The 13,249-nt window shown below is 69.9% G+C and carries 13 protein-coding genes; 1 reads left to right on the top strand and 12 read right to left on the bottom strand.

Translation table 11 applies throughout. The features are described from left to right. Positions 1-143 precede the first annotated feature (143 nt). Genes HW445_RS00320 through HW445_RS00360 form a run of 9 tightly spaced genes read right to left on the bottom strand, consistent with a single transcriptional unit; the run spans position 144 to position 8,022 of the window. On the bottom strand, positions 144-1,808 hold the full coding sequence (locus HW445_RS00320) for an aminoacyl--tRNA ligase-related protein (protein WP_308797990.1): 1,665 nt from the start codon (positions 1,806-1,808) through the stop codon (positions 144-146). Then, a complete protein-coding gene (locus HW445_RS00325; RefSeq protein ID WP_180218987.1) occupies positions 1,805-2,920 on the bottom strand; it encodes a glycosyltransferase family 4 protein in 1,116 nt (371 codons plus the stop codon). The genes HW445_RS00320 and HW445_RS00325 overlap by 4 nt, the downstream gene beginning before the upstream one ends. Continuing rightward, a complete protein-coding gene (locus HW445_RS00330) occupies positions 2,917-3,648 on the bottom strand; it encodes a WbqC family protein (RefSeq protein ID WP_180218988.1) in 732 nt (243 codons plus the stop codon). Before HW445_RS00330 ends, HW445_RS00325 begins: the two co-directional genes overlap by 4 nt. Continuing rightward, a complete protein-coding gene (locus HW445_RS00335) occupies positions 3,645-4,373 on the bottom strand; it encodes a PIG-L family deacetylase (RefSeq protein WP_308797993.1) in 729 nt (242 codons plus the stop codon). Before HW445_RS00335 ends, HW445_RS00330 begins: the two co-directional genes overlap by 4 nt. Further along, entirely contained in the window at positions 4,370-4,897 is a 528-nt protein-coding gene (dcd, locus tag HW445_RS00340) for a dCTP deaminase (protein ID WP_180218989.1), read from the bottom strand. The genes HW445_RS00335 and dcd overlap by 4 nt, the downstream gene beginning before the upstream one ends. Further along, positions 4,894-5,454 (bottom strand): deoxycytidine deaminase, encoded by a 561-nt coding sequence (locus HW445_RS34225; protein ID WP_180218990.1) that lies wholly within the window; start codon positions 5,452-5,454, stop codon positions 4,894-4,896. The genes dcd and HW445_RS34225 overlap by 4 nt, the downstream gene beginning before the upstream one ends. Further along, entirely contained in the window at positions 5,451-6,263 is an 813-nt protein-coding gene (locus HW445_RS00350; protein WP_257230723.1) for a TauD/TfdA family dioxygenase, read from the bottom strand. Before HW445_RS00350 ends, HW445_RS34225 begins: the two co-directional genes overlap by 4 nt. Next, positions 6,260-7,429, bottom strand: a complete 1,170-nt coding sequence (locus tag HW445_RS00355; protein WP_180218991.1) for a phosphodiesterase — start codon at positions 7,427-7,429, stop codon at positions 6,260-6,262. Before HW445_RS00355 ends, HW445_RS00350 begins: the two co-directional genes overlap by 4 nt. Continuing rightward, positions 7,417-8,022: an rRNA adenine N-6-methyltransferase family protein gene (locus HW445_RS00360; protein ID WP_180218992.1), complete on the bottom strand. Its 606-nt coding sequence runs from the start codon at positions 8,020-8,022 to the stop codon at positions 7,417-7,419. Before HW445_RS00360 ends, HW445_RS00355 begins: the two co-directional genes overlap by 13 nt. A 261-nt stretch (positions 8,023-8,283) precedes the next feature. On the opposite strand from HW445_RS00360, the gene HW445_RS00365 reads away from it, so the two are divergent. Then, positions 8,284-9,555 (top strand): XRE family transcriptional regulator, encoded by a 1,272-nt coding sequence (locus tag HW445_RS00365; RefSeq protein ID WP_218956423.1) that lies wholly within the window; start codon positions 8,284-8,286, stop codon positions 9,553-9,555. Positions 9,556-9,593: 38 nt separating this feature from the next. On the opposite strand, the gene HW445_RS00370 is transcribed toward HW445_RS00365, so the two are convergent. From HW445_RS00370 to HW445_RS00380, 3 genes are all read right to left on the bottom strand, one after another. Further along, complete coding sequence (locus HW445_RS00370; protein ID WP_180218994.1) at positions 9,594-10,241, bottom strand: hypothetical protein; 648 nt, start codon at positions 10,239-10,241, stop codon at positions 9,594-9,596. 398 nt (positions 10,242-10,639) lie between these two features. Continuing rightward, positions 10,640-11,896, bottom strand: a complete 1,257-nt coding sequence (locus tag HW445_RS00375; protein ID WP_180218995.1) for a GntR family transcriptional regulator — start codon at positions 11,894-11,896, stop codon at positions 10,640-10,642. A gap of 126 nt (positions 11,897-12,022) precedes the next feature. Next, positions 12,023-13,246, bottom strand: coding sequence for a cytochrome P450 (locus tag HW445_RS00380; RefSeq protein ID WP_257230724.1), 1,224 nt, complete (start codon positions 13,244-13,246; stop codon positions 12,023-12,025). Between the last annotated feature and the right edge of the window lie 3 nt (positions 13,247-13,249).

Here is a 13,249-nt window from a genome sequence, read left to right on the forward strand (position 1 = left end):
GGAGAGATCCGGTCAGGCAGTCATCTGGGTTAGCCAGTCTTTTTTATTAAGCGGATTTTCGCTTTCGGCAGCGTTAATAGCGTCGCCGTCTCTCAGTGCATACGGGCGACGCTATTCGCTGTTTTCTGTGGGTGGATGGGCTGCTATCGGGCGGCGGTGATTTGGTGGAGTTGGCTGAATTCGGCGGTGGTGGTGCGGCCGGTCCAACGGTCGAGGACTTCGAACTCGTCGGCCGGGTGCTGGGGGGAGAGGACGACGGTGTGGGGGAGGCCGAGGAGGCGGGCGTAGCGGAGCTTGTCGCCGGTCGGCAGGGGCCGGTCGTCGACGAAGACTTGCAGGCCGTGGGCGTGCAGTTGCTGGGTGAGTCTGTCTGCCTGTTCGCGCATCTCGGCCTGGTCGGCGCGCAGGACGGTGAGGTGGAGGTCGGCGGGTCCGGTCCCGGGCTTCCAGCGGAGACCATGGCGGTCACGGTGGAGTTCGGCGGCGGTCTGCAGGCAGCGGGTGATGCCGATTCCGGAACAGGCCATCCACGGCGTGGCCGGCTGACCACTGGGGTCGGTGAAGGTGAGGTTCATGGGCTGGGAGTATTGGGTGCCCAGCTCGAAGACGTGGGCGACCTCGACGGCCCTGGTCTCGCGGTAGTGGCCTTCGCGGCAGCGGGCGCAGCGGCTTCCGTCGGTGGCGTGATGGAGGTCGGCGCCGTGCGGAGACAGGGCGGGCAGGCCGGGTGTGCCGTTCCACTGGACGTCCGTGCGCAGTCCGTCGCGGCCATCGGAGATCGAGAACCGCTCGAGGTCAGCTGCGGATTGGTCGTAGAGCGGCAGGACGCTGTCTGCCACGGCGGCGTCCCACGGGGTGAGCGTGTCGGCCTCCTTGCCGAGGAGAGCGGGGAGGGCGTCCTCGTCGAGGAGGCGGACGTGGACGGCTCCGGTGGCGGCGGCGACCTTACGAAGGCTGACCTGGAGGTCGGCGCGGACGGAGACGGTTGCCGCGCGGCACGTGCCGTCAGGGTGGGTGAGGGCGAGGGCGATGACGTTGACGACGGGGTCGCGGGGGGACGGCGGGGGCTGGGAGGCGACGACGGCGCCGTCGCCTCGGTTGCCGCAGTGGTCGCAGACGGCGATCGTGCTCTGACCGGTGTCGGACAGCACCAGGTGCTCGGTGCTGGGGCCGGAGGTGATGCTGCCGCCATCGGCCGATGCCTGGAAGACGCCGCTCAGCCCTATGCCCGTCAGGGCGGCGGTGACGGCGGTGTTGAGGAACTCGACCGATTCGAGCATCCCTTGCCGGGAGGCGTCGAAGGTGTAGGCGTCGGCCATCACGAACTCGCGTCCGCGCATTAGCCCGCCGCGGGGGGCGATCTCGTCGCGGAACTTCCTCGTGCTGAGCGAGAGCCGCACCGGCAGGTCGCGAAAGGACCGCAGGTGCTCGCGGACCACGGCGGTCGCGATCTCCTCCGAGGTGGGCGCGAGGCACATCTCCTCACCGTCGGAGGAGGTGACGGTGAGCAACGCGCCTTCCGCGCGGTAGGCGTCCCACCGGCCGGTCTCCTGCCACAGCTGACGGCTCTGCAGCGTCGGCGCGGAGAAGGTGAGGGCGCCGCGCTCCTCGAACGCGCGCCGGGCGATGGCCGTCAGCCGGTCGTGCACTCGCAGACCCAGCGGCAGGAGAGTGTGCACCCCGGTGGCGCCGGTGCGGGCGACCAGGCCCAGGTCCCGCAGCAGGTCGATGGTGGTGGCAGTCGCTTCGCCGGCCCGGGGGCGGACCGGAGGCCACATCCGGCTGGCGTACAGCGGTGTCTCGGTCACCGAAGGCCCTCCAGAACGGACCGGGACAGCGCGGCCAGTCCCTCGGCCGTGCCCGCGACGTCGTGCCGGCGTGCGTTGGCGATCGCGTCGGCGCGCAGGGTCTGCCGCCGTGTGGGGTCGGCGGCCAAGTCGTCGATCAGGACCGCCAGCGCGGCAGCATCACCGGGCGGGTAGCTCAGGGCGCCGGGGCCGAGGATGTCCTTCAGGCCCGGGAGGTCGCTGTACAGGACGGGCACGCCGTGGGCCTGCGCCTCGACGGCGACCAGCCCGTATGCCTCCAGTTGGCGGGTGGTGAACAACATGAGGTCGAAGTCCGGGAGGCGGGACCACAGCTCGTCGCGTGGGAGAAACGCCTCGAACCGCGCCCGGTCGCCGAGGTCCAGGTTGGCAGCCTGGTCCTGGAGGGCCGCGAGTTCGCTGCCGCTTCCGATGACGGTGAGCTGGTGCGGTTCTTCGGTCAGGGCGAGTGCTTCGATCGCGGTCCGGGTGAACTTGTTGGCGTCCAGGCGGCCCGCGTGCACCAGACTCAGCCGTCGGCCGCCGCCAGGTTGTGTGAAGGGCGCTTCCGGCAGGGGGATACCCCACGGCACCACGCTCAGACGGCTGGTGTGGCGGCCGTCGGTCAGCCGGTCGACCTCCGAGGCCATGGCCGGGGTGGGGACGACGAGGCGTTCGCTGGCGGCGGCGATCTCCCGAAGAGTGCTCAGGGCTTGGTCGTTCTCGGCGGCGGCGATGACGTCGGTGCCGTGGGCCACCGAGACGATTGGGATCCGCTGGCGTCTCGTCCCGGCTGTCCGGGCGAAGGCGAGGGACAGGCCGAAGCCGAGGTGCTGGGCGTGGATGAGGTCGGGGTGGTGTTCCTCGAGGAGGTCGGCGACCTCTTCGGTCAGGCGGGCGGTGTAGGTGTCGAAGGCGGGGCCGTAGGGCTGCTTCGTGGCGCCGAGCAAGATGGTGTCGGTGAAGCTGTGCTTCCAGGTGCCGCTGCCGGGGAGGCCGGCGAAGACCGTGCGGAAGCCGTCGAGGCGGGGGTAAACATCGCTGCACCAGATGGTGGAGCCGCAAGACGGTTCCATGGGCAGGTCGATGCCGGTGAGGATCAGGGGGAGGGTCATGCCGCGACTCCCTTCTGGGCGTGGGGCAGGTAGGTGCCGAACGAGGTGCGCAGCAGGGCTGCGGTGCCCGCCCATCCCAGTGTGCAGACGGCATCGATGACGGACATCCGCGGGAGGAAGCCCTGCCGCGGCCACGCCTGGGCGTAGGTGGGGTGCCGGCCGTTGAACTCGTTCCAGATCACGTCGACGCCGTGTGCGGCGAGGGCGGTGGTGTCGAGGTACTGCCGTGTGCCGGAGCCTGCCCAGAGCACCGTCTCCCGGGCGTGGGTACAGATGGCCGCCAGCCGCTCGGTCTTGTCCTCGCAGTCGATCTTCATGTCTGAGGTCGGCAGGATTCGGGCGCCAGCACCCAGCGCTGTGGCGATCTGGTCGATCAGGGCGAGGTTGAGGTCAACCAGCCACTGGTGGCCGGCTCCCAGGACGGGGCGAAGGACGTGCAGGGCCTCGTCGACGTGGGGGGTGCGGGCGTAGGCCAGGCGGATCCGGCGCAGGATGCCGTCCGGATCGAAGGCGGGCGCGATGCGGATGTCGCGGATGAGCTGTCCCGCGGAGCGGGCCACCGGCACGGTGATCAGCTGTGGCCCGTCGGCGGTCTTGATCGTGTTGCGGTTCTGGTAGCCGCCGTCGGTGTACTGGACGGAGTCGTACAGGGCGACGGTGTCGCAACCGATGAGGGCTTCGCAGAAACCCAGCCACGGGGCGAACGGCGGCTGCTCGATGTAGATCACGAACAGGGCTCCTCTCGCGCGGGATTGAAGGTGAAGGTGAGAAGGCTCGTCTCGAACGCCTCGAAGACACTGCCGTCGGCCGCCGCGGTGGGCCGCAGCCGCCAGGCGGCCTGCGCGGCCCGGTGCCGGGTGTAGTCCTCGTCCAGGTACCAGCGGCCGGACTGACTCCGGTGGGCCTTGAGGGCGAGGACCTTGTCGTCGAGGAGGGGGGTGATGTCGACCAGCACGGTGGGGGCGAAGCCGGAGCGGGGAGCGTGGGGTTCGCCGTGCAGCACGGTGTGGCAGGACGGGACGCGGGTGGCCGCGTTGGCGGCGGCCGTGCCGACGGCGAGGTGGTCCTGGTGGTCGTTGGTTGCCCGCGTGCTGTGCGTGATGAGTACCGTGCATCGGCGGCCGGCGAGTTCGCGTTCCACGGTGGAGATCAGGTTCCGGTCCGGTGCCAGGGCGCCGTCGGTCAGGCCAAGGAAGACGGTGTCGACGCCGGTCCCGGTCCAGGCCGCACGGACCTCGGTAGCCCGGTCGTCCTCATCGAGCCGGTGGCCGGCGTCCGCATCGGCCACGGAGACGCCGTTGGCACCGTGGGTGACGACCACGACGGTGGCCGCTGCGCCGGCGAGTCGGGCCTGGCGCAGGGTGCCGTAGCAGAGCAGCTCTGCGTCGTCCGGGTGGGCAACCACGGCGACCACATGGTCGCCGGGCCCGGCCAGTCGCTGGGCGGTGGTCACTGGACCGCCTCGAAGTCCCGGTGGATCTGTGACGGCCGGGGGCCGTCGGAGTCCTGGTATTTGCCGTCGTACAGCGTGATCTCACCCTCGGGTGTCCAGAACGTCACCTGCCCGATCAGCATTTCGGGGTAGACGCGGACGGGCTGGACAGCGTGCAGCTGGAGGGTGAGCTGCCCGTAGGAGCCGATGTCTATCAGGTCGGCCGTGACGTGTACGAACAGGCCGAGCCGTGCGACCGACGACTTCGCGCGGATGATCGGGACGTAGTGGTCGCTGCCGATCCGCTCGACGGTGGAGCCGAGATAGATACGGTCCGGCAGGAGAACCATGCCGTCGTCCGGCAAGGGATGCTCCTCGAAAGGATTCTCCCGCGCGCAGTCGAGGAGATCGTCGGTGTACCAGCCGATCCGCCTACTCAGGTGGAAGTCGTAGGAGTTCGGCTGGAGCAGGGCGGGGTCGAAGGGGTCGATGCGGATGCCGCCGTCCTTGACGCGCTCTCCGATTCTCGGACCGGTGAGGATCACGCGGCCACCTCCTGCCCGGTCAGCGCCGAGTGAGTGACCGCACCGGGCAAAGGGCTCGGCGCCCACGGCGCCGGGTCGCTGATCCGGCCGTAGTGCCCCTGGTACGGCATCCGGTCTCCGGCGGGGCGCCAGAAGGACACCTGCCCGATCCGCATGCCGGGGTAGACCCTGAGGAGCTGGACGACGGTGATCTCCAGGGTCCAGCAGTGCTCGGCACCGAGTTGCCCGAGGTCGGCGGAGATCTGCAGGAAGCAGCCGAGCCGGCCGACCGAGGAGCGTCCGATCAGGCTGGACACCCGCTCGTTACTGCCGATCCGCTCCACCGTGTTCCCGAGATAGACCACCCCGGGCCGCAGGACGTAGCCCTCCGGGGGGAGGACGACGGTGGTTGTCTCGGGTTCGCGGCGGGGGTCTGCCGGAGCGCTGGTGAGCGCCTTCAGGGTGTGGCCAAGGCGGTAGTTGTAGCTGTTGGGGTTCAGCAGCTCGGGGTCGAAGGGGTCGATGGTGATCTCCCCGGCCTCGACTGCCTCGCGGATGGCGGTCTGGGTGAGGATCACAGGGCACCCCCGAGCGGCGCGGCGCCGACGTACGCCTGCTTCAGCAGCCGCCGTGCGTCCGCGGGCAGGGATCCCTGGTCGTCACCGAGCGGCATCCGGCCGTGGGCGTAGCGGTGCTGGTCGAAGACGAGCAGGTGTCCGGGCCGAAGCCGGCACGTCGTGCGGGTCGCGTACACCGCGTCGACGAACCGGCCGAACGCGGCGGCCACCAGGGCGGGGTCGTCGTCCTCGGTGAGCTCGCCGCGCTCCAAGTGGGGCTGCATCTTGGCGGTGAACCTGATCGGCGTGGTGCCGTCGAGCCGGTCGGGCAGCACGGCGAAGGTTTTCAGACTCTCGCCGACGCCGTGGACGTCCCGGTCGGCGAAGTAGGAGAAGACGGATCGGCCCAAGAGCTGGCGGTCGTCCTCGCCGAGGGCCTCGGCGGCCTGCCACAGGTCGGCCAGCGCGGAGGCCCCTCCTCCGCGGGGGTCGTCGCGCACGCAGTACAGGGCGATGTAGCGGGGTAGAGCGTCGCGGTCGACGAGGTCGACGTGGAGGCGGTTCTCCCCGACGCCGTGCGTACGGCCGGGGTCGGCGTCCTCGCGGACGGCCAGGTCACTCCAGCAGCCATCACCCGGGTAGACGGTGAGGACCGGGCCGAGGCTGGAGAACAGGCTCAGGCTGAGCTCCACGTTCCGCGCGTGTTCGGCGCCGTCGAAGGCGACCAGGGCGCGGCCGCCACCGGGGCCGGTAAGGGCCTGGGCGAAGTGGTGAGAGGCGGACGGGCCGTGCGTCAGGTCGCGGCCCGTCAAGGTCAGCAGGTCGGTCATCGGGACTCCTGAGCGAGATCGATGAGAAGGTCGTGCAGGGTGCACGGCCGGTCGAGAGGGCGGAAGGCCAAGGCCAGGCGCTCGGCCAGGTAGCGAGTCGTGGCGACGCTGTGCAGCCCGGGCGGCGTAGCGGACGCGGTGACGTCCTCGCCCAGTTCTCGGGCCCGGCGGATCAGGTCCTCGATCTGGTGGCCGGCGTCGAGGACGACCAGTTCGCTGTCGAACGGCGCGCAGCGGAAGAGGTCCCGTCGGGTGACGGTGCCCGGCAGCCCGCTGCGCAGGGTGTACGTGTTGAGCAGAAAACTGCTGGTGGCGGCAGCGGCGCGGCCCCGGCTGGCGAGCCTTCGGGCCACGCTGTCCCGATCGGGCAGAGGCTTGTGTAGGGTGCCGAGACGTTCCGCACCCCAGGAGGTGAAGTCGGCGAGGTCCTTGTCCAAGCGGTCGAGGTCCGTCGCGACATCGGCGTTTCGGATATGGCTGACGCCTTCCAACCCGTCGCCGCTGATCTGTAGACGGAGCAATCCGTCTCCGGAGGCGGGCGGCTTCGCCACATGCCGCCCTCCGTCCGCCCAGTGCGACCACGGGGAGTGGCAGTGGGCGGCGATCACCGTCCCGAGCGGCCAGCCGGCTTCCTGGTCAGCAACATCGTTGAGGAAGCCGCTGTGGCTCACACCGATGACGAACTCGGCGCCCTCGCGGCGCAGCCTTTCCGCTTCGGAGGCGATCATGCGGGCGGTAGGGGCGCTGTAGACGAAGCCGGCGCGCTCCTTCTGAGGGATCGCCTCGAATGCCTGCTCGCCGAGGTAGCCCACCACCCCCACCGTGCGGGCTTTCCCTCGCAGCGTGAGCGCGCTGACCCACCTGCCCCGAAATGCGCTCGGCGGCCGCAGATTGGCGCACACGACGGGAGGGAAGCCAGCCGGGTCGGCCAGCCGCAGGAGATCGACCAGGTCGTGATTACCTGGAATCACCGCGTCGTACAGTTCCGTCAGGATCCGCTGCTCGATCCGGCCAGCGGAGAAGGCGTAGAACGCGCTGCCGGAGAAGAAGTCGCCCGCGTCGATCACCAAGGCGCCATTCATCTTGGCTTGGCGGACAGCACCCAGGGTGGTTTGCCCGTCGGGGAGCGCTGAGTGGAAGCAGGCTGTCGCGATCAGATCCTGCACGGCAGCACCTTCTCGATGGTCATCACCCGCAGCACTGTCGGTGCCGGCGGCCAGAAGTCCGACCGGGAGATACCGTCCACCTCCGCGACACGCAGTCGCCGTTCAGCGGCGGAGACTAAGCGGTCGCCAGCGGCACGTGGGAGGACCACGAGAGCTCCGGTCACGGCCGGAATGTTCAGCACATGGTCGATCAAGGTGAGCGATAGCGCTGGGTCGAACGGCATGATCGACACCAGGAAGCTGCGAGCGCCGGCACCACGTTCCAGGTCGACGTGCCGCACGTCCCCGATGGTGAGCCGCGCCCGGTCACCAAACTCGGTCAGTTGGCTCGTCAGTTGCTGCCCAAGACGCTCATCTTTCTCAATGGCCCAGATACGGTAGCCAGCCATGGCGATCGTCTTGGAGAGCGTGCCCAGCCCTGCACCCACCTCGATTACTTGCGTGTCGGCGGGTATGTCCACACAGCCCATGAGGCGGCGGGCGGTTTCCGGTGATCTGAGGAAGTGCTGGCCGAGGTCCGTACGCGTTTGAAAGCCGCGCGCGGCGATTTCGTCGGCCTGAGCGACGGGAGGTAAGGCCGATCTCTGCTGCATCTGCGGAGTCCTTTCGGAATGCTCCTGGCGACAGTGCCGCCGTTTCGAGAGTGACGTCGTATTGCTGTGCCCAGTCACAGGCGCGCAGGTTCGCTGAGACGATCGAGTCTCGGATAACTGAGCGTTCGGGCCTAGGAGTTGGCGGGAGTCCCGGTGGGAGTCCCGCTCCGTGACAGCTACGCTCGGGACCGGTGCTGCTGATTGGATGTGGACGTGGATGTGAACTCCCATCCCCTGGCCCTGGTACGTGCTGCTTGGGGAATGACCCGCGTCGACCTCGCCCGGGAAATCCGTGCCGTGGCGGCTCGTCGCGGCCTGCGGTCCGGATGCGACAAGGCGCGCGTCCTCAAGTGGGAAGCGAAGGGCGTCACGCCTGACCCGGATTCCCAGGAGTACATCGCCGAGGTGTTCGGGGTGCCGCCGGAGGACGTCGGCATCACGGCGTGGCCGAACTGGCTGCCCGACGCAGGTGTGATTCCCCTGGGGCCTACCAGCACCGTGCCAGCCATGAGAGAGGCAATGAGAGCGTCCATGGACCGAACCCGCCGCCGTGCCGTCCTTTCCGCCATCTCCGGCACGGCTTTGATCGCCCTCTCCGGTGCCTGGGCCTCCACCGACTCGTGGCTGGAGACCGCCGAACGGGCAGATGACACACGGATCGGCGAGGACGTCGTCGCCCTGCTGGAGGACACCGGGGCGAGGCTGGCAGCGCTGGCCACACAGGAGCGTCAGCACACCGCCCCGTTGATCGACGCCCATCTGGCCACCGTGACGGATCTGATCGCCGACGGCCGTTATGCGCCGCAGCTCGGGGTGCGGCTTCATGCCCTGGCCGCGAGCCTGTCCCAGACGGCCGCGTGGCACCGTTTCGATTACGGTCGGCATGGTGAGGCCGCCCGTTACTGGGTCGCCGGCCTGCACAGCGCTCACGCCATCGGCGACCGCGACATGGGAGCCGCTCTCCTCAGCGACCTTGCCTACCAGGCGTCCTGGCGCGGTGACCCTCAGACCGCGGTCCACATCCTGGAGCGCGCACTGACCCGTACGCACCACCCTGCTGCCCAGTCCCTGCTGCACCTCCGCCTCGCCCGCGCCTTGGCGGCGCAGGGTGACCGGCGCTCCACCTTGCGATCCATCGCTGCAGCCGAGCAGCTGCTCGGCGCCCCGGCTGCCGATCCCGTCCCCGCCTGGTGCTCCTGGCTCTCCGAGGCGGACCTCGCCGTCGATAGCGGACAGTGCCTCGCCGACCTGGGCGACATCCGCCGAGCAGATGGCCTTATTGAGGAGGGCCAAGCCCTGCTTCCGGGCAGCCGTGACAAGACGCGCGGTGTCTTCGCCGCGTACCGCGCGAGGACGTATCTCGATCTGGGGGAGCCCGACCTCGCTGCGGCTGCCGCGTCCGAGTCCCTCGAGCTCGCCCAACGCATTGGCGCCCCACGATGTGTCGAGCTGGTGCGAAGCCTCACTCCGCGCTTCGAGACCTTCCGGGAGGCAGAAGGCGTGTCCGAGCTGCTGGCCCGCGCCGCAGCGTGACACGCCCCAATCTCTGCAGCCCCGAACCGGATGGCCCGTCACGCGATCCCCCCAGGAAGGGGAGCGGACGTCGCGCCGTGGGCAAGGAAGTTGGCGGTGCGGGCGCTGCCATCGGCGGCGGGACGCCCAGGGCTCAAGGGCACCTGGCAGTCGATCAGCGGAGCCAGACCAGGTCTGCGCTGGGAGGGGATGCGCAGCCGGGTGACCTGCATCCCGTCGACGCCCTTGCCGGGCCTGACGGCCTGCCAACCAAGATTGCCCAGGTGCTGAATCAACCGACCGCGATCCGTGTTCCGCCCGCTGACGAGCGGCGGGGCCTCCGCGCGTACCCACGGCTTGCCGAGTCGGGCGGTGTAGTCGGCAGCCCACAGGGTCATCAGCCGGGCGGTGCCCGTATAGGCGGGCAGGCTGTGGGCCAGGGACAACAGCAGGCCGGGCTCGTCGCCGTCCTTACCCCAGTGCGCCGAGTCGGCCGGCTCCCGGTGCAGGCGAAGACAGCCGATCATCACCTCGTCGCCCTCGGTGTCGTACTCGTACAGGCCCACGGTCTCCCACGCGTCCTGCCGGAACAGAGTCGCCGCGTCCGGCAAGAGCGCGCCGACGTGCCGCGCGGTCAGGGTGCGCATGCGTTCCTCGGCGACGGCCGCCGCCTCGGCCCGCGCAGCGGGAGTGGTGAGAGGCCGCATCTCGTAAGCGGAAGTCGCCAACACGGATTCGGCCCGCCACGCGGTCACTGCGCTGCCGCCCTCGCTCACCGTGCCGCCTCTGTGTCCCGCAGGGAGAGCGGGACCTCGGCAGCGTCCGCCGGGCTGCCGGGCGGCGCGGTGCTCGCGCCGGCGTAGGCGGCGGCCTGATCCGGTGCTGCCGTCGGCACAGCACCCACACCGTCACCAGGGGGAAGGGGAGGGGCATCCGGTCTGGCTGGGGCAGTCGTCATCAGGTCTCCTGGGTGGACGGTGGTCTGGAGAAGGGGCGGGAAGGGGCGCGGGTGGCAAAGCCAAGAGGGTGCGGCGTCGCGCCCGTGACGCTTACGGTGTGGCGCTCGTCGGTCCCCCGAGGAGCCCCTAAGCGTGGGCGCGCCTGGTTAAGTCGACAGAGTCGCGATCTGGCGATCGGCTTTGCCCGTGACAGGCAGCACGGCAATGCGGCGCTCTGCCGAAGTGAGACGGAGGAGCGCCTGGCCGGTGATCTTGTCTGGTTCCACGCGGGCGAGTACGTCCAGCAGCGCGGCACCCAGGCAGGCGGTGCGCCACGTCCGCTCCTGCGGGGACGCGGGAAGGGGAGCGATGGCTGTCGCGGCGGCCCGCCGGACCGCTGTCTGCGTTTCCCGGTCGAGGTCGGTCAGGGGCGTCGCCGCAGACAGCAGGCCGGCAGTCGTCCTCTGCAGCGTGCGGAAGACGTGCCGTAGCTCGTTCGGTGAGGGGACGACCTGGTGGAGCCACAGTTGGTGAGCGGCTGCGGCAGTCCTCCGGATATCCGCTGCTGTCTCCGCCGCTGGCGCGGGCGGGAGCTGCGTAATCACGGACTGGACGTCGAGCGGTTGAGCGGCCGCGGTGGCGGCCACCGTCGCATGGCCGGATGCAACCGTCAGGAGACCGCTGTTTCTGAGCTGGTGCACCGCTGCAGTGACGTGCGCTGTGCTGGAGACGAGGCTGCGGGCGAGATCCGGGCGTCGGGGCAGACGGCGTCCTGGCGGGTAGACGCCGTGCTCGATGAGGGCGGTCAGCCATCTTGCGACCGTCTCCGGACGGCTGGCGGCCGGCGCGGGAGCGGCTACGGAGGCACGGCCGGAGGACGACAGGGTCACGATGCCCGCGTCCGCCAGGTCGCGGAGGGCGAGTTTCACACGTTCCGTTGGCGCGCTGAGTTCCACGGCGATCTTGTGTGCGGCCAGTCGCTGCCCTGGCCAGTGCTGTTGGTCCTTGATCGCTCGATGGATCTGGTCCGCGATCTCCGCCACCTTCGGGCCGGGCTTCTCCGCCTCGATGAGCACACGGAAGAGGTCCACCCCCTTGCCGCGCAGCGTGACCAGCCGGTCGAAGGTCGGCTGGGCGATGCGTCTGTCCACGGGCTCGGCCAGGGCGGCGAGCAGGTGCTGCCACCGCGTGCTGTCGGCCGGGGAGCCGACGGCTTCGGCAAGCCGCTGGCGAGCGAGGTCCAGCCAGGGCGCTACCGCGTCCCACACCGTGTGATAGCCGCGCAGGACCCGGGAGGCCGGGACGGGGTCGAGCTTGGCGGTGTCGAGCTGGAAGCGGCGGGAGGCAGCCCGAAGCTGTGCCTCGCGGGACGCGACGGCGTGTTCGGCGGGTGGGGATGCTGACTGGTTAGGCGCAGCGCTCATGGAGGGGCCTTCGGATTGGTCAGGATGCGGTCGGCGGGCCGGAGCCGGTGTGACCGGAGGCGGTCACTGCGTGGGGCGGGGACAGGGCCCCGCGCCACCCAGTGCCTGTTGTTCGGCCTCGTGCTTCTATCGGGTGCCGTGCAGGCGGACGAGCAGGCGTTCGTGCCCGTTGCTGATGAGGGAGGGCACGGGGCGCAGCTGATCGGCCGGGACGGCGAGGGTCATGTCCGGGAACTGCTCGAAGAGCTGTTTCAGTGCGGTGGCGACCTCGATGCGGGCGAGGGGGGCGCCCAGACAGAAGTGCACACCGTGGCCGAAGGCGAGGTGGTCCTTGTCGGCCCGGGTGAGATCGAAGTCGTCCGGGTTGGGGAGGGACGGGTGGCGGTTGGCGGCGGCGTAGGAGGCGAGGATCGGCGCTCCCTTGGGGATGACCTGTCCGTCGGGGAGAGGGACGTCGTTGACGGCGTAGCGCAGGGGCAGGTGTTTCACCGCCGGTTCGAAGCGCAGGGTCTCCTCGACGACGTCGTTCCAGCCGGCACGGCCTTCGCGGACGTGGGCGAGCTGGTCGGGGTGGGTGAGCAGCGTGGTGATGGCCTGGTCGATCACATTGACGGTGGTCTCGTACCCGGCGCTGATCATGAGCAGCAGGGTGTCGCGCAGTTCGTCGTCGGTGAGGCCGCGGTCGTCGCCTTCCTCGTCGCGGGCGGCGATCAGGAAGGAGGTCATGTCGTCGGCCGGGTTGAGGCGTTTCCGCGCGATGAGTTCGTCGAGGAGCTGGTAGAGCACGGCGGTGTTCGCGGTGGCCTCGTCGCTGCTGAGGGTGGTGGTGAACACGCCGTCGACGACCTGGCGGAAGGCGGTGCGCTGGTCCACGGGCACGCCCATGAGCTGGGCGATCACCGTGATGGGCAGCGGGTAGGCCAGCTTCTCCCGGAGGTCGACGACCTCGTCGCCGGCGTTCGCGATGTCGTCGAGGAGGTGTGTGACGATGGCTTCGACGGTGGGGGCGAGCGTGCCGATGGGGCGGGCGCTGAAGGCGGGGGAGATCATCCGGCGCAGGCGCCTGTGGTCGCCGCCGTAGGCGGTGAACATGTTGTGCACCGAGACCCACAGGGCGAGCGGCCAGGTCGGGGCGACAGCGTCGAAGTCGGGCCAGTGGGCGCGGGCGTCCTTGGACACGTCCTGGCTCACCAAGAGCTGCTTGAGGAGGTGAGGGTCGGAGATGGACCAGGCGGTCACGCCGAGGACGTCGACGAGTGTGGCGGGGCCGCGGGCGTGCAGGAGGCGTATCTCCTTGTGGTGGCGGCGCCCGGTGGGGTCCAGGGGCAGGACGGCGGTGGATGCGGACATGGG

The sequence above is a fragment of the Streptomyces sp. UH6 genome, assembly GCF_013421635.1.
GTDB lineage: Bacteria > Actinomycetota > Actinomycetes > Streptomycetales > Streptomycetaceae > Streptomyces > Streptomyces abyssomicinicus.

Bases quoted from the DNA above. Each gene is read 5' to 3' on its own strand.
- HW445_RS00370 (WP_180218994.1), bottom strand. From the start codon at position 10,241: ATGCGGCCTCTCACCACTCCCGCTGCGCGGGCCGAGGCGGCGGCCGTC.
- HW445_RS00350 (WP_257230723.1), bottom strand. From the start codon at position 6,263: ATGACCGACCTGCTGACCTTGACGGGCCGCGACCTGACGCACGGCCCG.
- HW445_RS00375 (WP_180218995.1), bottom strand. From the start codon at position 11,896: ATGAGCGCTGCGCCTAACCAGTCAGCATCCCCACCCGCCGAACACGCC.
- HW445_RS00360 (WP_180218992.1), bottom strand. From the start codon at position 8,022: ATGCAGCAGAGATCGGCCTTACCTCCCGTCGCTCAGGCCGACGAAATC.
- HW445_RS00380 (WP_257230724.1), bottom strand. From the start codon at position 13,246: ATGTCCGCATCCACCGCCGTCCTGCCCCTGGACCCCACCGGGCGCCGC.
- HW445_RS00325 (WP_180218987.1), bottom strand. From the start codon at position 2,920: ATGACCCTCCCCCTGATCCTCACCGGCATCGACCTGCCCATGGAACCG.
- HW445_RS00365 (WP_218956423.1), top strand. From the start codon at position 8,284: ATGACCCGCGTCGACCTCGCCCGGGAAATCCGTGCCGTGGCGGCTCGT.